Here is a 19,227-nt window from a genome sequence, read left to right on the forward strand (position 1 = left end):
GCGCTGGTGAACTCGATGCGGTAGCGGAACGGCTGGCTCAGGGCCTCGTGCCCCTCCAGGGCCAGCACGTCCAGCCCGGACGGGCACTCTTTTACCGCCAGCAGATGGTGGCTGTGGCTGAATACTAAAGAGGGATGACTGGTCATGAGTGCATTCCTTGTGACAGATCGTTTTACGGACTGAAAACATAGGTAAAAATTAATGGATTGCTCACCGCTTAATTTTTTTATAAACCCTACTTCAAAACCTTTACCGGCAAACCCTATAACAATAAATAATCAATCAATAATTTACGCGAATTATGTTTTCACTTTCAGTTTTAATTTCACATAACAAATCCACTAACACATTATTGAACCTCACGTTATAGAAAATTATTGTTATTTTTTAATCATACTTGTTTAATAAATGCATTTTTTCAAACAAATTAAATAATACAATTAATCTACAACCCATTCTTCTGCTGCCTGATCAACATATAGCGATTCAGCAGCTGATTCATATAGATATCCGTCTGCAGTAGAAGTGAAGGTGCAAGAGGTTCCCCGCTGTTATCCAGGCTCAGCTGGTAAAGCTGCTCCTCAACCGGAACCGAACGCCCAAAATCCTGCATGATGGTAAAGACCATCGACTTGAGTTCGGAACCGGTCAGGTATTTTCCTTTACGTTCATCCAGCGCATTTAATCGCCGGGTTAACTCTTGTAGACCATCCATTCCCTGATGCCATCCACCAAGCGCCTCAGGCGGCAAAGCATTGCCATTAATGTACTGCTGCCACTGGGTTTTCAGCTTATCGGCCTCGGCAGGCTCCGCTCGGGATGCCAGTACAAAACCGTATTCCTGGCGCCATAACGGAGGAAGCTGGCTAAGCGCCGTTAATGAACTCTCATCGGAACTAACCGGAACCGGCGTAGCGGGCTGCGGACCAACGTGTTGCCAGCCCCACAGTCCGGCACCGCCCACCACCAGCATGGTCATCACGCCCGCCAAAAATGCCTTCCACGGCCTGGGTGATGGCTCATGCGTAAGCGTGACGATATTCGGCTCTGGCTGTTCTTCGCGGGCAACATAAATCAGAGGATCGGGACGCGTGGCCGTAGCGGGCAGCACAACCGCAGGGCTGTCAATCTGGTTGTCGCTCATGTTTTCGAGACGCGTGGTCGCATTATGCATAAAGTTGCATAGCTCGTTTATCTGGCTGGCATTTTTCAGCTCCAGACGCTCCAGCACATCTCGCAGCGCGTTAAGATGCCGCTCCGCCTCGTAAACCTGCTGCAGATCGGCATAGCCCAGGGTAAGCGTGCGCAGCACAGACTGCAGACGTTGGCTAAAGCCTGACAAAATTTCCATTCTGGCGTGAACCGGCTGAGGCCACAGCGTGCCCCACTGGTTCGCCACCAGCGCCTCCATAATGGCCAGCCCTTCGTTTAGCCCCGTAATTCCTGCAATACGTGTCCGGGCGAGCGTGTACCAGGCGAGCGTTTGCAGCTCGATTCCGTTTTGACGAAACAGCGACAAACTCAGTTTCTCAACGCTCTGCCAGTCAACATCCGGACGCGCCGGATGGGACAGTTTTGCCAGTTCATCGCGCAGCACAGCATAATCCGACAGCGCGCGAGGATCGCCGCCGGTTTTAAGATGATTATTCATGGATTTTTCCCTTTATCCGCTAGGAGAGCAGGCCTTCCACAACGCTGAAAAAAGCCTCTTCATCGAATGCGATCTGGCGCTGAGATACAGACCCGGCCAGGCGGCAGGTCCAGTCCGTAATTTCACCCGAGCACATAAACAGACGCCCAAGAGGGATATTTTTGCCGTCGGCAATGAGCGTTATCTCCACGCATCCGGTCACACCGTGGCCGTACAAAAAAAGCGGGGTGAACTTTATCGCTCGGTCTTCAAAGCGCAGGATGATGCCCGGAACATCAAAAGCCCCTCCCGCGACCAGCAGATCGGAAAGGGACACGGAAAAGCCGTCTGCCGAGACACCCGTATCAGCCAGCCAGCCGGTCATTTTTTCCTGAAGCAGCCCCATTCGCTGGCAAAACGCAGCGATGTCGGCCTCACTCTTATTTTTGAAGGAACCGGTAGACGGCTGACGGGACTGGAGTTTTTTTAAGAATTGCGATTTTGCTGACATGTATTAACTAACTTCCTGTAGGAATAATGACAGGTCTCAGATTCGGGATTGATGGTCAAGATACTGCTGCTGTTTAAGATGGCGAAGCAGGACGCGCCCTTCCGGCATGAACTCCGTGCCGTAACGTACAAGCCCGACGCCTTTTAGTTCTGCATCGATGGCATAGCGGAGCTCGCCGGGTTGTAGCTGTTCGAGAAGGATCACCTTGATACTTTTCAGGCGCGGCTCAAACTTCAGCAGCACGCCCGAAAATGTGCTCATGAGCTGGTGAGCCGTGCCGGGCATGCCCTGGAGGATCCGGGTCATATCCGGCAGACCATAGTCCGGCAAATGCGCCAGCGTTCCGGCCCGGCAGTTGAGGATCCGCTGCATATTATCGAGCACGGAGAGGATCACCTGATTTTTTTCGTTGACCTGATGAAGCTCAAGGCCGCCACTGAAATGACCCGAGAGCATTTCATACAGCGAGGGGGTATTGTGTCCCTGCGGCATTAATCCTCCTTAACAGGCTGTAATGTCAGGTGGTTTTTCCCGGCTTCAACAATACGCGGCTTATCGGGATCGAGATTTTCCCGCTCGATGACCAGTCTCCAGGTATTATTGTCCATATCCGGATGGCGGAAGAGCCCAACAATGGCGACAAACTTCGCGTCGGCTTCCATCGGCATGTCGAGACTGGCATCGCCTCCAGGCTTAACAACAAGGTCGCGGCTCGCCAGCAAATCGCTTTTAAGAAGAGTGTCACCCTCCTTAAGCAGCTGTTGGTAAACCGTTTTGTCGAACTCCTTACGATCTTTCAGCTGGTAAACACGCACCACGACAGGCTCGGACAGGGAATTGCTTTCCCGGGCATCCGTGTTCAGCTCCTCACGCGCGGTGAAGTCTAAATGCAGGACCTTAATCTTCTTATAAAAGACAGAGTTGAAAGCAGATTTCGTCCCATCCGTAACGCTTTGCGTCAGCCCGCATCCGGTTATGTTTAACACCATCAGAGGCAGCAGCCAGCGGGAGATTTTAGTCAAACTTGTACGCAACACTTCGATTTCCTTGTTGTGGTTTAGCAGGCTGCAAACCCGTGTAATTACCCAGCTCCGTGGTAAAGGTCAGAGGGATATCATCCGGAAGATCATCGCCTTCGGCGCCCAGTACACCGTTCATCCCCAGCCAGAACGCCCCTTCACCAAGCGGAGGCACTTTTAGCAAACGCGTCCCTATCGTCAGGGTGATTCGGGCCTTAAAGCGCCAGCCCAAATAGACCCTAAGCATCACCAGAAAATCCTGATACAGCAGACCGTCCGGCTTCCAGCCCTCAGCTTCCTGCTCGTTATCGGTAGCCAGCGCGATCAGCAGCTGACTGTTGGCATCCATCGCCTCATCACCGAGGGGCGTATTGCCATCGAGCAGAAAATCCCGATCGTCATAAAATCCCAGCGGATGGCTGATTTCGACAGGCCTCAGGCAGTAAGGACTGACGCGCACCGTTGTATGAGGCGCCAGCAGGCTCACCAGCGCCTGCACTCCCTCTTGCGTTTTGGCAGGCTGACGTAACACGCCAAGCAGAGCAAGGAACCGAGATACCGGCGTAGCAATGTGGTTCGCTGTGCCTGGAATACCCAAGCCGACCAGGCCCAACAGAGACTGGGAGAGCGTATCCGCTCCCCCCGCTTCGAACGTGGCCGGATAGGAGTATTTGCGCCAGATACGATAAAACTGCGTCAGAATGCGATGACTGAAAATATCGAGAAAGCCCTGAAGCGCCTCGTGCCCTTCCCTGCGCTGGGTAATGTCATCGAGATACGCGGTCGGCAGCGGCGAATCTACGCCGTACAGGCCCATAAAGGTGGTGCGAATAACCGGCGGCTTATTCTCGTCCTCTTCGTCGTACTCGACTGCCCTGAATTCACTGGTCGGGAATCCCATCCCCGGATGCGGGCAAAACCGTACCGGATCGTCCGAAGGATGGCTGCTCGAGCCCAACAGAGGCTTGTCGGGCTGACGTTTTTCCAGGAGCTGACAGAATCGATAGAAATTAATTCGGGTCAGTTCGGCCTCAAGCCTTGGCGTTAACCGGGAATACGACGGTTGTGTTTCTCTTCCCATTCGAGGCGCTCTCCGGTGGGTTGCAGGGTGATGATAAGGCGGTTAAAGAGGTAAATATCGGTATAGAGCGCGAAGAATCGGCTCAGCATCTCTCCGAACAGACAAATATCTCCGCGACCCGCAAAGCCATGACTGTCCAGAGTCACTTCAATCTGCACGCCGCGCACCAGATAGCCCTGTTCAAAGCGCTCTGTTTCACTGTGCTTCACGTCGATAATGGCTTCCAGACGGCGGCGGTTCATCTCGCTGTGCGTCCATTCATACAGGGCCAGCGTACCGCGCAGGACCTCTGCGTTGTCCATCATAGAGAGGAAGCCGCTGCCAAGATGGCTCAGCACACGCCAGTGGAAGCGATCCTGATCCGGCGGATAACACGGCAGCGTAGGCGCACAGAGATTGCGCACCGCGATACTGGCTGATGTGGTCTTCATCACCGTATCAAGCACCGTGCTTTGTAACGCTCGGCGAGGTAGTTGACCGTTCGTTCCGGTTAGCGTCAACGACAGGCTCTCATCGGCAGGCACCGTATGGTTGTCGAACGCCTCTCCCCCGAGGATAAGCCAGGTGTTATAGAGCCCGGAAGGACCGCGACGAACGCGGGTGTGGTAGTAATATTCCGGCGCTTCGTGGCGCATCATTCCGCCTTTATGACGGAAGCTCGAGAACGGCACATACATATGCTGGCTGGATGACATCACGGAATCCACGGCATAAATCTCTGTATGTCCATCCTGCACGCGCATTGGTCGAAGCAGGTATTCCGTCTGCAGCGAGTTCAGCGTTAGCGGATCGGATTCCAGCGGGAAAAGATTGATTACCGGCACGCAGTTCAGGCGAAGATGCTTCTCGGTGAAGCTGAAGTCATGCTCCCAGCGTTCGTTAAGAACGACGTCGATTTCAAACCATTTAAGCTGAGCGGGTAAAGCAACCGTCTCCAGACCGCGCAGCCCGGTAAACATAAACTTCTCCCGGAAGGTGAAGTACTCAAGCAGCAGCTGATAGCCGCTGAAACTGCTGTCGCCTTTCGGCCATAAACCGTCGTTGTCGCCAAAGCCCATAGCAGTGAAGTGTCCGTCGAGCGGTCTTCTGTCCATATCGTCAGGCAGACGCAGCCATAGACGTGCGACATTCATGGTAAAGGCTTCGTGCATTGCACAGGCTAAAGGGGCATCGGCATCGAAGTAGAGCGGTATACAGCTGAGATCGATCCGGCTCCAGTCCGCAAGATCGCTACAGTAAAAACGCAGCGTCACTACCGAACGACCATCAGGATCGGTAGTTAAACGGGCCTTATCTAGCGCCAGCGGCTGAAGGTTTATCTCTTTCGTCGTGGTATAACGGCAGCGCGTCGCTTTTTCACCAATCGGGCGTGAAACAACCTCAAAGCCTTTGCTAACGCACATCGGCTCTTTCATTTCACGCCAGTCAGGAGTGAATTCAACGACGGACATAGAGGGAATGGTTCGCAGGTAATGCGGCCAGAGCAGGCTGACCAGCCCTTCGGTCAGTTCCGGCAGGTCATCGTCGAGCTTCTCGCGCAGCCGCCCCATCAGGAAGGCGAATCCTTCGAACAGACGCTCCACATACGGGTCACGCGCCCCCGCTTTATCGAGATTGAGCATGGCGGCCTGCTCAGGATGAGCGCGAGCAAATTCTTCACCCGCTTCGAGCAGGTAGCGCATTTCGGCGTCGTAATAACGCAGGGTTAAGTCGTCCATATGAGTATCTATTTAGTTAATTATTACTGTTACACGATTAAATAAAATTAGTATCTAAAAAAATAAAACGCGTCAAACATACATCTTTCACTTAACAGCCGGAAAAAAACGTTGCGCCGTTGACTAATCATGCTGTTACATTGCCAGGCAATAATAAGTTAAACATAATAATGACATTCCCCCACCCTCCTCACGCTTTGTCGCACGTAGCAGATGAGATGACGCATTCTATTGCCATTTCCGACACCCAACCAGAAGCCATACCGAACAGATAGTATATCCTTTTATTTTAATACTAACCTGCAACCAAAAATAATGAGCATGTTAATACCAAGGGAGATGTAATGACATATTTTAAAGAAGATGCAGGTGAATTTATTTTATTTCCTCGCCTTGCTCGCAAATAAAAAAACAAACCAAAATATAGGAAACGTAAACATTAAAGCGATTAATGCAAGACTTAATGATATCCAGGAAAAATCATCACATCATGAAAAATTAGGCAATCAATAGACTCATAAAACCAGAGATTTAGAAAAGAAACTAAAATAAGGGATGAGATTATTATTGCAAAAACAACTCTTATTTCCCATGCTGTTAAATATATCCCTCTGATAATTTTCTCAATTGTTCGTCTTAACAACCTTATATCTCAGATTCAATAAAACCTTCTCTTTTATAGTTAAATATGAAAGTGCAGATATAATCCTTTCGAAAATCATCTATCATTTTGGGTGCAGAGAGAAGCGTACTTAACGTAGCGTGAAGCAGTACCTGGCATCCAACCCGAAGGAATTCCATTACAACGAGTATAACCCCTATCCAGTAATTCACTTGGATAAAAGATGGAAAACAACGCGCCTAAAATAACGATAGCAATACAACTCCATTTTAAAAAAGGAACATAGCCATCCATCTTTTTAAATGCGAAATCCCTCCCCTTAACAAAAAGTAATATGAAATAAAAAAATGGAAAGATCATTATAACAGGAAGTGCGATCAGTGAAATGGACAACCACGAAAAAACTATATCATCTTCAAATAACCAATATCCCAAAAATATATATCGCCCAAGATAAAAACACAGAAAATCCAAAGCCAAAATAATGACTATGGCCAGGCAAGGACGAATCTTAGCCTCAAACATTAGTATAATCTCCTTCGGATGTTCATTAAATTCTCCTGAACATAATTTCGGAATTCCTCTTCAATTAGTTGCTTTCCTTTTATCAGCATCTGTTCGGCATACATAGCTCCGAGATCCAGAATACCCTTTTCAGCCTCTCTTGCTTTATATGCGAATTCTTGTTGCGCAGATTCGATATATGCGACAATCTTATCAGTCATCCCAAATTTATCATCCAAAACATTTAAGGTAATCGTAGCAATGGCTCCCACTGCGACAACTAATGCCATGTTAGCAACAATCCATGGTGTTACCATTACGAGCCCTACCCCCCATACGACTGCCGAGGCTATTCCTATTTTAATAACATCGGTTGCCAGACTATCGATAAATTCAGATAATGAGGTTTCGTCGTTCATTATGTAATCGATTGTGCGATACGCGGCAGCAACATAAAAGGTCAATCGTGCACCTGAAATGATTGACTTTGCCAGCCCATACTTACCTATACCAATATCAACAATTTTTGGATTTTTTGCAGCAAAGACTGGCGCTTTTAAAATTTTCCGAACGGCTGGATACCCACTGATTTTAATGAGTTCAGTTCCTTTATGATTCACATACACTGTAGCTTTTATGCCAAAACTACCTAACTGGCTAATTATCATCGATGTAGTGACAACATCTTTTATGTTCGTACCATAGTTAACGACTATTTTTCCTGGAATACTGTCTGTAATTGTAACCCAACCATTCTTCCATGCCCCCCAGGAAGATAAAATTTCAAACACTTCTGGAAGAGTCAGTAACATAACATCCTGATTTTTATGCTTTAGCATCATCCTTAAATTTTCATCAGGTAAATCCAGAGTATTTTTTAACACAGGGTAATCGGAAACAAACCCTGCCTCAGATTTCTCACCTGTTAAATAAGAAGGAAACTTACGATTAGAGTTATCTGGTGATGCCTCTGTCGAATCATTTTCGGGAGCTGAACTACTGCCGCCTTCATAGGTGTCTTGTAACATAGAGGGTACAAAACGCGCATTACAAGGACAAGTGCTTACACTATCAAGTGTACCAGCCATATTGCGACCATGAATGGTATCATTTGGAATACCTCCGGCAATTAAAAACGTCCCAGGATGTTTGCCGCAGGATACTCTGTCCTTGTCCCGAGCTATCGCTTTTCCAAATAAAGTATGATCGGAAGCACCTTCTAAAATCCTGCCGCCACAGGTCGTTTGATCTCCCTGTACAAGAAAATATCCTTTTGCCATAACAGTCTATTCCTTCAGTTGCAAAGTATCGAAGCTCGCGCGGCATCCAATGTGATAAGACCTGATAAGAGAGTGTCCATTTCAGACTGCAATCGCACTTTATCCGCTTCGCTGCGGCTCGCTTTTGCCCGCAACAGCTTCAGGCGACGGGCTTTAACTTCAAACGTCAGCTCCGGCGTCCATTGTTCAAGCGTAAGCGTGCGGGCGCTGCCATCGAGTTCACCCAGCAAATACAGCGCCATTTCATTTTTGCCGTACTGCTCCGTCACGCGCGCCATTAGCAAACGCATTAGCCATCGGTCGCGAGAAGAGGTGTAACCCGGACGGGTTTGTAACCAGTTGATGGCGGCATCAATACCCTCGCTGTCAGCTTTTGCCAACACTTCAGGCTCCAGCATCAAAACGTCATCACTTGACGATGCTGATACCGCAACCGCCTCACCTTTCCAACCCGCCACATCATCCCGAACCTTTTCGTTAATCCAGTTCAGCGTAACTTCGTCGGCGAAGGGGGTGCCGTCGTTGAATGCCAGCGTTTCCAGTCCCGGCAGACGAGCAAGCAGTCCTTTCAGGTCACGGCAGATGATGTCAGCACGGACGGTATCGGCATCGAGCCTTACCAGCGCCTGCCACGTATACCACTGCACATCCAGCCACAGGTGGTTAACCCCTTGAGCCAACAGGATGTCGGTATGCTCCAAAAGTTCTGACCAGCTGTTTTGCAGGTAAAGACGCTTTAAATGCGCTTTGTTGTCAGGTTTAGGGGGAACCAGACGGGTGCGGCCAGATGCATCCAGCGGCGGTAGCTCTGTTAGGGTGTCCCAGCGGACGCTTTTTAACAGGTGATGACCAGCAAGCCAGCCGCCCGGTCGATCGCGCAGATATTTCGCCAGCACTTTTGCCTGGTCGAGCAAATCGCGCCCTGACGTAACGGCATTCATGAGGGGCGCTGAAGCGCTGGCTGACGATGAAAGGGCACTGTCCTCGCGGCTGGTCTGCGGCACCATGCTGTTAGCGCCACCGCTCTGTGCCAGCCTGAGATCAAGTGCACGATAAAGCGCGCCAAGCTCAGGACGCGCTTGCGGTTCAAATGTCTCGAACCGCTTTTCAGCCAGCAATAATGCCGCCGTAATGCGCTGCATCACGGCCACATCCACTTCAGGATACAGCGACAGGCTATCGGTGACGCGGCTACTGCCCAGCCATTCGAGGGCTGTTTTGCAGCTGCGAGCGCGCTGGGGGTGAAGCTGATTTCCGAAACGTTCAAGCATCGCCGCCATCAGTTCCAGCCCTTCAGCCAGCCCGGCTTCGCCGTCCTGGTGTAAGCGGGCCCAGGCGTAAAAAGTGACTACCCGCAAATCCTTGCAGGTGGTTGTCAGGAGTTTTTCTGCCAACTCACAAATCAGTCCCGTATCAATACCAGAGAGCTTGTTGACCTCTTCACGAATGCGCTGGAAATCATCGTCGTAACCCGGATCTTCTCCAACCGGGACGTGGCTGTTAACAGGTGCAAGCCAGCGTTCCCAGTCAGCGGCACGCTCACGCGCCTGACTCATCAGCGCATTTTCTTCAACACCACAGCTGCTGAGTAAATTTTGTAATAAAGTCATTAATCCTCTCCGTCCATGGCAATGCTGTCGTTGCTGGAAATTGCTTGTGCTGCCGCTGCGGGATCCACAGTGAAAATCTGATCGGGCAGTTTGAAGTTTCTCAATGCCAGCAGCGCCAGCGGGCCGCTTCCCAGCTGAGAACGCAGCACCCATTGCAGCGTGCGCCCATCCGGAGCGGTATAGGTCATCATCCACTGGCTGCGGTCAATCTGCTGGCGATTGCCCTGTTCCAGCCAGCGAATAAAGCCCCACGTGCCGCTGTAATCGCCGTACAGGCGAGCGCCCGCGCTGGTAGAAGTCCAGGTCAGCATCGTGCCCGGCTTATAGGTTTCCCCTGGCCAGCGGAATGACTGCCAGTCAGCCATCTGGTTGAAATAGTGGAGCTTCTGTCCGTCGATAGTGAGCTGTGTTTCAACGACCTGCGCCGCCGGGCGAGCCTGAAGCTCAAAGCTGATCCCCTGACTGCCATCGGTAAACAGGATATCCGACAGCTGGCTCAGCTGATTAACGGCCTTGAGGAAGGCCGGATTAAACGTTAACCCCTGGCTGTGCGCATTATCCGGTACCCACTGGCTTCCCTCTTTATGCAGCACGCCGCTGAGCTCCGTCGTCAGGAAGCGATCGATGCGGCCCGTATCTTTACGGATAAACTCGGCCAGCATCGGCAGTGAAGCATCGCTTTTTGTGGCAGCAAACGGGAAGCGACCATCAAATGCCGTGCGCCAGTTCCCGACGACCGAGCGGCTCCATCTGTCGTTGAGGCTGGCGGCTGACGGCTGAAGCACCGTTTCCCAGGCCTGCGTCAGAGGTTGTACGAACATCGTATTGCCGAATCCGCTCCACTCTTCGCCAAGGCTGGCAGCCACCAGGCTTCCGTATTGCTGGGTATCGGTCAGATCAACGCTTTTCCCCTGGAAGACGGTTTGAGCCAGCGTCTGCATCATCTCCTGCGGATCTGAAGCGCTGGCAACCTGCTGAAGACGCAGGCGAACGCGGGTGATTCGGGTCAGGTAAGTTTGCAGACTGAGCGTACTGTCCGCGGACATCACGTTACCGGCGTTGTTTTTCCCCATCAGCGTCAGTAATGGCCCGAAGGTGTCATCCAGCGGTCCCTGAGGCCCGGCGGCACTCTGATCGATAGCCGGTTTATCCTTGTTACCAATCAGATCTTTAGCCGACTTGATAATCGAATCAGACAGGCCTTCACGCTGCTGGCCCGTCTGCCCCTGCCACGCCAGGGTGTTCATCAGGGCAATCAGCGGCGACTGACGGACATCGCTCATCAGGGTCAGCTGGTCTGTGACGTCTGCAATATTGCTCGTCGGATTCCAGTGCAGGCTGTTGAGGAAGTTCAGCCAGCTACCGGCGAAGTCGGTAAAGTAGCGCTCGGTCAGGCGGGCTTTTAATGCCTCTGGCGACATATCTGCCGACACGGCCTTACGGCTATCGCTCAACACCCAGTCAATCTCGTCCCGGCGAGAGTTCGCGGCCTTTTCAATGGCCTGCTGAACGCCCCCTTCCCATGCCTGACGGGTGAACATGCCCGGCACCACTTCATCCGTAGAGAACAGACGGCGGGCATCGGTACTGCTGGTCATGTCTTCCAGCGTCACATCGGCAAAGTTACGACGCACCGATTTGAGCATGTTCTCGTACAGCGTTCCCTCTGCGTTACGACGGCCAATCTGCTGCAACAGGACCTGCCGGCTCTGGCTAACAAGCGCATCATCGGGGGTGATTTTCCACTGCGGCTGCTCAGGCAGCATCGCAATATAAAACTCCCACAAATCAGGGGTAAGGAGCTGCCACAGCCCGTTTGAAATCCCCATGTGGGATGGCTGAACCGATTTCATGGTTTGTGCGTAGAAGACGCTGTCCGTTTTGTCCGGACGCGCCATCATCAGCCAGGCTTTGAGCTGGTCATAACCCGGTTTTGCGAGCTGCGCGCGTCTGTCGCTGTTAGGCTCGGAGTTAATTAGCGCGGTCAGTTTTTGCGAAAGCGCGGCGCTGGCCGGATCGCGGAGCAGTCGATTATTCGCCACGCCATACCAGGGCAGCATCGCGCCGAGAAGCGCCTGATTATGGTCGAGCCCAAAACGCTGGAACCACGGGGTCCCGTCCTTAATATGATGCTGCAGTCGACCCGCATCGTTACGCAGCTCGTTGAGGGCCGTCAGCTGATAATCCGAAACCGAAGGATGTTCTACCAGGGTACGGGCTTTGCTCGCAACGGTAGAAATTTGGTTATAGTTCAGAGCAAACGAGAGCAGAAGCCCGCAGCCCCAGACGCCCAGCACCGCCATGATCGCCCATGCGAGCGTCTGCTCCCATGGCATCCCAACGCGGCGACCGCGAATGCGGGTGCAGTCATCGATGATGCCTTGCCAGGTGGGTGGCAGCGTTATGCTATGGCGTTGTAACTCTGGAATGTATTGATTATCTTCATCGGCCTTAGTTTCTTCATGACCTTGTGTCAGACTAAACGTCAGACCTCGTAATGGGATGCGTTGCTGATCGGCATACAGCCATGGAGACAATTGCTGAGCCCAACGGTCAATCCCACCTTGTTTCAAGGAATGAGCAAGGCGGAGGAGAAAATCATTCTGCCTGTATTCTGCTATCTGATTTACACCTTGTGCCCGTAAAAGCGGAAGCATCAATTCCAGCTGGTGGGTAATATCGTCAGAATTTGCGCGAAGTGGGAAAAAAGCGCCTACAGCTTGTTGAATACGGTCCGTCTGAGACCAGTCGCTCTCACATAGCTTCCAAAGCCACACTGGGGGAGCATAACGCAATAGTCCACTGATTTTTTCCAGTCCGCGCAGATCATTATCACTGATTTGAGATGTAAGATTGAGACTCTGAGGTATCACCCTCACAACTCCATCCAGGGGATGCCCACGGCGTAATTTACGAAGCGTTTCGAATTTATCCTTGTCCGGCTCTTCAGTCAGACTACCACAGTAAATCAATACAGTGCGGTTGCCTTCCAGCCACGTATTTTTTTTCAAACCCGGTAGTAATTTTTCGATGGCATCGTCATTGCCCGTAACCAATAGCAGACGAACTTTACTACGCCAAAAAATAGTATAACGCGACCGCAGATGACGTTTAAGATCGAGAGTTAATTTCTCGTATGATGATGTTTTTTTATTAGATGCCACTTTTTCTTTGATAACATCATCTCCTTTAACATCCTTAACCTTTTCATTAAAACCTTTTTTACCCGCCTGACGTAACAGAGGAATTAAAATCGCAATGAATATCGCCAGAATGGCTGAAATGGTGAAACTAATAGTTACCCATTTTAACTGAAGCGAGCTATCAGAAATAATGCCCAAGCGTTCAGGTTGTTTCCAGGAGACTAAACCTACCCCCAAAGATAAAAGAAGCATTATAAAGAATATAATTAGAAGCATAGCTTCCGCAGATTTCGGCACAAAAAATGTGATAATACGCTTCAAGATTCCTTCTCCTGTAATGCAACAGCTGGCATTATTAATCCACTCCACATTAAGTTTTTTGTTCCATCTCCAATAATCAGCATCTGCGGGATTTCCATTTGCTCTGCAGCACATGCAGCTGCAGAGCAAATCAGCCATTGGGATGCTGCGCCTGCGTGGCCAATCGTTGTATCCGGATAAATGATATTCTCTGGCTCAACTGCTTCAGTTGGGTATTTCCCAACATTTTTAATAACAGTTTGATACTGTTCTGCTGTCAGGTTTGATAACCATATACTTTTGACTACATTGTCTTGCAAAGGAACATTATATGCAGCCTGCTGCATAGAGCACTCGAGAGCATCCGAAGTCGAGAGGTCGGGTCGGTGTAAGAATGCCTTTGGCGAAATAGTTCTTTGAGTTAATCGATTACCAAACAATATTGCTGACATTGCTTCGGCAGTTCCATCTGGTTTGCCGGGATCAACCTGCATCGCCAGTACAAGTAGAACTGCATGATCATGGATATTATTTTCGAGCCAGTCTTCAATAAGCTCCATTCCACTTCCTGAGATAAACTCCATGGAATAATCTGAGCAATGGTTTGACATTAACTCCCTGATAGTCCCTTTAACATCAGAGTGTTCAACCGATGTGGATAGTTCGGTCAAAATTTTAACCGGTGTATCTGAAGGTAGATTTTTAAGGATTTGAGTAATAGGGATTAATAATTCATTCAGGCACTTTTTAATTAGAGTCAACACTGGCTCAGTATTTGAGTACGGCAGTTGAGAATGCCGTATACCACTATTTCCTCTTCGATCTATTTGAGAAATAATACCATCCTTGTTTTTCATTAAACTTTGCAAGGGAGAGAAACTCGACTGATCAGATATATGGCATGTAATAAAACCGGAGTAAAGAATTTGCAATGCACGACGACTTTTTCTGGTTTGATTTAGAATCCAATCTTCCCTGGCTTTATCCATACCATTTGCACGAATATGTAGGATTAGCCACATTAAAACGTACACAATAAAAATAGCCAGCCACATTAAGAAGATAGTTAAAATAATCCATACCCACGAAACTGTCTCGACATGGCTACCAAAAAGGACTTTAAGACATATGCTACCGACTAGAAAAAAAACTATTAGCGAAAAAAACCATTTTATTAGATTGATATTTTTTGGTCGGTTTGCAAGAGGGGGGAGATTCTTTAAATCATAGGGATTTTTTTTCATAGGTTGCAAGAGATTTATTTATGAAATATTTATTTTATTGTTAACAAGTTTAACTTGCAGTTTTCCAGAAAAACGGACTGGGACAATAAACATTGCCCCATCAAATAAAAAAACCATCCATCTCAACTTTATAATTTGATGTTCTAGAATTAAAAATTTGCATTCATTTCTTAAATTTAAATATTTAACTTTCAGTTTTAATCAAACACATTACCCTTCGCGGACAATAAATGCCTTTTCTCGTTCGGGCCAGCTGTACAATTCCTCCGGTGTGCCGTTGGGAAAAAATCCCTCCCCGGGAACGTTTATATACTCATCCTCTACCCGACGAATAAGCGTCCAGCCCGTTTCCGCCCAGCGACTTTCATCCCATGTATATACTGATTTTCCAGTTTTAGGATTTACCCAGTCATCACGAGTGACACCCTGACGGCAAACGGGCGGCTTTCCGAAATTTACGCCCGGGTAGAGCAGTTGCGCTGACGCAAAATCGACGTCTGGAAGATAAATTCCGGTAACGGTAGGCACTTCATCCTTCTCCACCCGGACTTTTTTATCCAGAACATAGCGTGGAATGCGCCGCGGCAAAGATGAGGATGGATAAAAATCCTCGCCCCTAAGATAGGTTAAATCGCCTTCTTCCCATGAATCGTCTGTTGTAAAAGTCATATTCTGATCAAGCTTATACGCCTCCGATTCCGCCCTGGCTATCCGGGTCTGCTCTTGATCTGTCATCCAGCCATTCCAGAATTCACTTATTCCTCTGCTGAATTCTTTCATGGCATGTCCTATCTTGAATGCGGTAGGATCATTATGCGTACGTAAAATAAATGCATTACTGTATTGCTCGCGCGCAGAACGGATATTTGGCAGTACCCGACTTCCCCAGACCACGTCACCCTGTTTCCACAAAGGCTCATTGCGGCCGCGAACAGGCAATTCCTGCAAATAACGCGCGTAAGCGGCTGCATGGGCATCGATAAATTCAATGATCGCATCCCTTGTGGCCGCAAAATGTTCAATTGAGCTGAACTGCTCCAGCAGATAACATTCCAGAGGGTGGAGTGTTGCCATCTTATTTCGTCCTGAATACCGACCCGTTATCGTCGCGCTTTATCAGCGTCCAGCGAACGCGCTGCGTCGTACCCTCCACACCCGTGAGATATGGCAGCATCTGCCCTTCTCCGACGGATACGTATTTCATTTCATTTCCGGTAAATACCGACCATTCACCGGAGTGCGGACTCCGCTCTCCTGACCAGGCACTGAAATATTCCCCTTCGCGTGTGACAAACGCCTTTTCACGCTCTGGCCAGTTGTACAGTTCTTCCGGTGTGCCATTGGGGAAAAATCCCTCCCCGGGAACGTTTATATACTCATCCTCTACCCGACGAATAAGCGTCCAGCCCGTTTCCGCCCAGCGACTTTCTTGCCAGGAATAAATAGGCATACCCGTGTCAGGATCCACCCACTCCTTACGCTTAACACCTTGACGACAGATGGGTGGTTTCCCAAAATTCACGCCAGGGTAAAGCAACTGTGCAGGCGCATGAGCAACGTCTGGAAGATAAATACCGGTAATAGTCGGCAGTTCGTCCTTTTCTACCCGGACTTTTTTATCCAGAACATAACGTGGAATACGCCGTGGCAAGGTTTCCAGTTGATAGAAGCTGTTTGGCCCCAGATAGGTAAGATTGCCTTCCTGCCATGTGCCGCTGATGGTCATGCTCAGGAGTTGGTCAAGTTCGTCAGCCTTCGATTCCGCCCTGGCTATCCGGGCCTGCTCTTGATCCGTCATCCAGCCATTCCAGAATTCACTGATGCCTTTTCTGTAATTCTTCATCGCATGACCGATATTGAAAGCTTCCGCATCATCATGAGTTCTCAGAATATATGCGTTGATATAGCGATCTTTGCCTGGCCGAATATTCGGCAGAACACGATTTCCCCAGACCACATCGCCCTGCTTCCATAGAGGATCATTACGACCACGCACTGGCAGTTCTTGCAAATAACGCGCGTAAGCGGCTTCATGGGCATCGATAAATTCAATGATCGCATCCCGTGTGGCCGCAAAATGTTCAATTGAGCTGAACTGCTCCAGCAGATAACATTCCAGAGGGTGAAGTGTTGCCATTTGATTCTCCCTTACTCAAACCATTTATGTTTATTTTCAAGGTGCGGCAGCCCGAGGTAAGGGGCCGCAGGATCGCTCTCAACATCCTGGTAACCCCAACCAGTTTTCAATCTTTCGCCCGTAAATTCTTTTTTTAAATCTGTGGGGTTCACCATAATCTGTACGGCACCACCTTCGAGGGAAAAACTCTTGTCAATATCATTTAACTGAGTTCCAGCTCTTCCTTCCCACACTTTTAGTGATTTACCCGGAGGCACGGTATAGACCACATATTCACCGTTTTCATTCCAGCTTTTCCACACCGCGAAGCGGCGTCGCCAGTCACTTTTAGATTTCAGGGAGTTAAATTCACTTTCTCGCATCCAGCAGATACTGTTATCACCAGATGAGGGGTCAAGAACCCGGTACAGTTTTTCTCCTGGCGGAAGCTCAATGGCACGCATTGAGCTATCAAAAGTATCAAATTTACCATTTAGCGGCGATTGCCTGTCTGCAATTTTGCGAATGTCTGGCCAACCTTTTTGTATGGCAACTAACTGATCTTTTTCTAATGCTTCTAAAGGCGGATATCGTGCCGGAATGTTTTTATCCACCCACTCAGGTTGATTTGCTTTAAACAGTTCTGTTTCTTTCGCTGCACGCTCTGTCCCCAGAACATGATTATTATTTCCCACTCGTGCACGATAAAGATTATCCCCTTCAACACGCAGGCGGTTTGCCAGACGTTCAAGGTAGTCATTCACGGGTTTCAGAGCCTTCGCCAGCATTTTATCTGCCAGACCACGCACCTCCATAAGCATATCCCAGAGTTCAGCGATCGGGCGACGCAGCGATGCAGGTCCCCAGGAAATTGCGGTGTCCAGCAGACTGCGCGTTGCCGCTAATAATTCATCAAAAGCTTTTAACAAGGGCTGAACAGACAGAGAGCTATTAAGGGTGCGAATCTGCTTTTCAAGAAAGTGGTACGCATTATGAATTTTTTTCGATTTCAGGGTGGAGCGCACTGCGGGAATATCCAGGAATGTTTTCAGCAAATCGATACTTTTTTCAATAGATACAGCGATCACACTCCCTTTCTTTGTTCCGTTAAGGAATCCCTTACGGCCTGACAGCAAAAGCACCTTAACACCTCCTTTTACGAAGGATCCCAGAGTTGGAAATAGCCCTATCAATGTCAGACACAGCGCAACCCAGGACCAGGTGTTATCACTGTCTTTCTTAATCTTTTTACAGTTTGCAACGAGATCCCGAATATCACAGATTTGATCGACCAAAGGGATCATTGAGATCAGCGTTCCAGTCACTACCTGCCCAGTGGTCTGAGATTCATTAAAATCCCCCTGAATGGTTTCCCATATCCATTCACCTGCGGCTTCCATTTTTCGGGCATACCCAGAGAACCATCCTTCCGGGGCTGGCTGATAAAATGCCAGCGCATTTTGAAGATCCTTATTCATATCCTTTCCTGCTAACCGGTGAATGAAGAAGAAGTCGCCTGATTTAATTCCTGATATGACGGCCATGGGGTGTCGGGTAATGGTTCTGGCAGTTGGTAAACAACGTTTGCATCTTCATTTGGAACATTCTTGTGCAGTGAATACCCCTTTTCATCGAGTTTTCCCTTTAATACCTTTCCTCCTTCAAACGTGATCGTATACGCCGCACCTGCAACAGGCTGGTTATCTGGATCGAAGAAATTCAGTGCCAGATTTACCGCTCCGCTAATTTCCCCCGGAAGTGCTGCCAGCGCTATTTTCATACTGGCTTTTTCCTGCCTGCCATAATGTGCCGCCCGGGTCCGGTAATCCCCCGCCGTCGCCTGCTCTATCCCGTTCGCATCCAGCGTGATGTAACTTCCTCCGCCGTTCAGCGTGATTTTCTTCTTCGCGATGATTTTGATTTCATCTTCCGTGCTCACGATGCTGATGTCCTTCCGCGCAAGCAATGCCATCAGTCCGTTCTGCGCCTCCACCTCCACCGCCCCCTGGTTCGCTATCAGCTTCATCCCCAGCTTTCTCACAAACACGCTCAGCGCATTACCCACCCCCACGAACAGGTCCTTCACCACGCTCACGTCACCGCTCCTGCCCGCCGTCGCAATCAGGTTCTTCACCGCCGACACCTGAAGGTGCCCGCCGCTCGTCAACGCCACCCCCTCCGGCGCACTCATCAGCAGCACCGATTTCTTCAGGTCCGTCAGCCGCTGCTCCAGCAGCTTTATCTGCTCCCCCACCTCCGCCGCTCCCGCCGTCGCCTTCTGCGCGTCCTCCGAGATGCCCGTCATCTGCTCCTGCGCCGCCTTCAGGTTACCCAGCGCCGCCGCCATTTCGCGCACCTCGCCCTGCGCACCCGACTGGCCGTCCGCGCTGATGAACAGCCCCTTCCGCGCCCGTATCGCTCCCCAACTGTCGGTTCGCAGCTCGAACCC

Annotated in this window: 15 protein-coding genes; 1 reads left to right on the forward strand and 14 read right to left on the reverse strand. The window is 49.8% G+C overall.

Features of this window, described 5'->3' with window-relative positions; translation table 11 throughout:
- Positions 1 to 445: 445 nt before the first annotated feature.
- Positions 446 to 1,651, reverse strand: coding sequence for a VasL domain-containing protein (locus tag AB6V08_RS22840; protein ID WP_368545037.1), 1,206 nt, complete (start codon positions 1,649 to 1,651; stop codon positions 446 to 448).
- Here AB6V08_RS22840 and AB6V08_RS22845 point away from each other — a divergent pair.
- A complete protein-coding gene (locus AB6V08_RS22845; protein WP_368545038.1) occupies positions 1,650 to 2,120 on the forward strand; it encodes a hypothetical protein in 471 nt (156 codons plus the stop codon). The two genes, AB6V08_RS22840 and AB6V08_RS22845, sit on opposite strands and share 2 nt — an antisense overlap.
- Positions 2,121 to 2,177: 57 nt before the next feature.
- Here the strand turns inward: AB6V08_RS22845 and tssE are convergent, their stop codons facing one another.
- The 13 genes from tssE to AB6V08_RS22910 all read right to left on the reverse strand — a co-directional run.
- Complete coding sequence (gene tssE / locus AB6V08_RS22850) at positions 2,178 to 2,633, reverse strand: type VI secretion system baseplate subunit TssE (protein WP_368545039.1); 456 nt, start codon at positions 2,631 to 2,633, stop codon at positions 2,178 to 2,180.
- Positions 2,633 to 3,178, reverse strand: a complete 546-nt coding sequence (gene tssJ / locus AB6V08_RS22855; RefSeq protein ID WP_368545040.1) for a type VI secretion system lipoprotein TssJ — start codon at positions 3,176 to 3,178, stop codon at positions 2,633 to 2,635. The genes tssE and tssJ overlap by 1 nt, the downstream gene beginning before the upstream one ends.
- Entirely contained in the window at positions 3,156 to 4,241 is a 1,086-nt protein-coding gene (tssG, locus tag AB6V08_RS22860) for a type VI secretion system baseplate subunit TssG (RefSeq protein WP_368545041.1), read from the reverse strand. Before tssG ends, tssJ begins: the two co-directional genes overlap by 23 nt.
- The gene (gene tssF / locus AB6V08_RS22865) at positions 4,205 to 5,959 is read right to left on the reverse strand and encodes a type VI secretion system baseplate subunit TssF (RefSeq protein WP_368545043.1); all 1,755 of its coding nucleotides are present in this window, start codon (positions 5,957 to 5,959) and stop codon (positions 4,205 to 4,207) included. The genes tssG and tssF overlap by 37 nt, the downstream gene beginning before the upstream one ends.
- 718 nt (positions 5,960 to 6,677) lie before the next feature.
- Positions 6,678 to 7,106, reverse strand: coding sequence for a DUF1240 domain-containing protein (locus AB6V08_RS22870; protein ID WP_368545044.1), 429 nt, complete (start codon positions 7,104 to 7,106; stop codon positions 6,678 to 6,680).
- A complete protein-coding gene (locus AB6V08_RS22875; RefSeq protein WP_368545045.1) occupies positions 7,106 to 8,365 on the reverse strand; it encodes a PAAR domain-containing protein in 1,260 nt (419 codons plus the stop codon). Before AB6V08_RS22875 ends, AB6V08_RS22870 begins: the two co-directional genes overlap by 1 nt.
- A 14-nt stretch (positions 8,366 to 8,379) precedes the next feature.
- On the reverse strand, positions 8,380 to 9,975 hold the full coding sequence (gene tssA, locus AB6V08_RS22880; protein WP_368545046.1) for a type VI secretion system protein TssA: 1,596 nt from the start codon (positions 9,973 to 9,975) through the stop codon (positions 8,380 to 8,382).
- Entirely contained in the window at positions 9,975 to 12,311 is a 2,337-nt protein-coding gene (locus AB6V08_RS22885) for an ImcF-related family protein (RefSeq protein ID WP_439649912.1), read from the reverse strand. The genes tssA and AB6V08_RS22885 overlap by 1 nt, the downstream gene beginning before the upstream one ends.
- Positions 12,312 to 13,435: 1,124 nt before the next feature.
- Positions 13,436 to 14,662 carry a hypothetical protein gene (locus AB6V08_RS22890; RefSeq protein ID WP_368545048.1) on the reverse strand — a complete coding sequence of 409 codons (1,227 nt, stop codon included), beginning with the start codon at positions 14,660 to 14,662 and terminating at the stop codon, positions 13,436 to 13,438.
- A 210-nt stretch (positions 14,663 to 14,872) separates the two neighbouring features.
- Complete coding sequence (locus AB6V08_RS22895) at positions 14,873 to 15,736, reverse strand: type VI secretion protein ImpA (RefSeq protein WP_368545049.1); 864 nt, start codon at positions 15,734 to 15,736, stop codon at positions 14,873 to 14,875.
- Position 15,737: 1 nt separating this feature from the next.
- On the reverse strand, positions 15,738 to 16,799 hold the full coding sequence (locus AB6V08_RS22900; protein WP_368545050.1) for a type VI secretion protein ImpA: 1,062 nt from the start codon (positions 16,797 to 16,799) through the stop codon (positions 15,738 to 15,740).
- Positions 16,800 to 16,810: 11 nt separating this feature from the next.
- Positions 16,811 to 18,256 (reverse strand): hypothetical protein, encoded by a 1,446-nt coding sequence (locus tag AB6V08_RS22905; RefSeq protein ID WP_368545051.1) that lies wholly within the window; start codon positions 18,254 to 18,256, stop codon positions 16,811 to 16,813.
- 11 nt (positions 18,257 to 18,267) lie between these two features.
- The coding region (locus tag AB6V08_RS22910) for a DUF2345 domain-containing protein (protein ID WP_368545052.1) at positions 18,268 to 19,227 on the reverse strand (960 nt) is incomplete at its 5' end.

Origin of the sequence: Enterobacter soli, from assembly GCF_964208575.1 — a bacterium.
Classification (GTDB): domain Bacteria; phylum Pseudomonadota; class Gammaproteobacteria; order Enterobacterales; family Enterobacteriaceae; genus Enterobacter; species Enterobacter soli_A.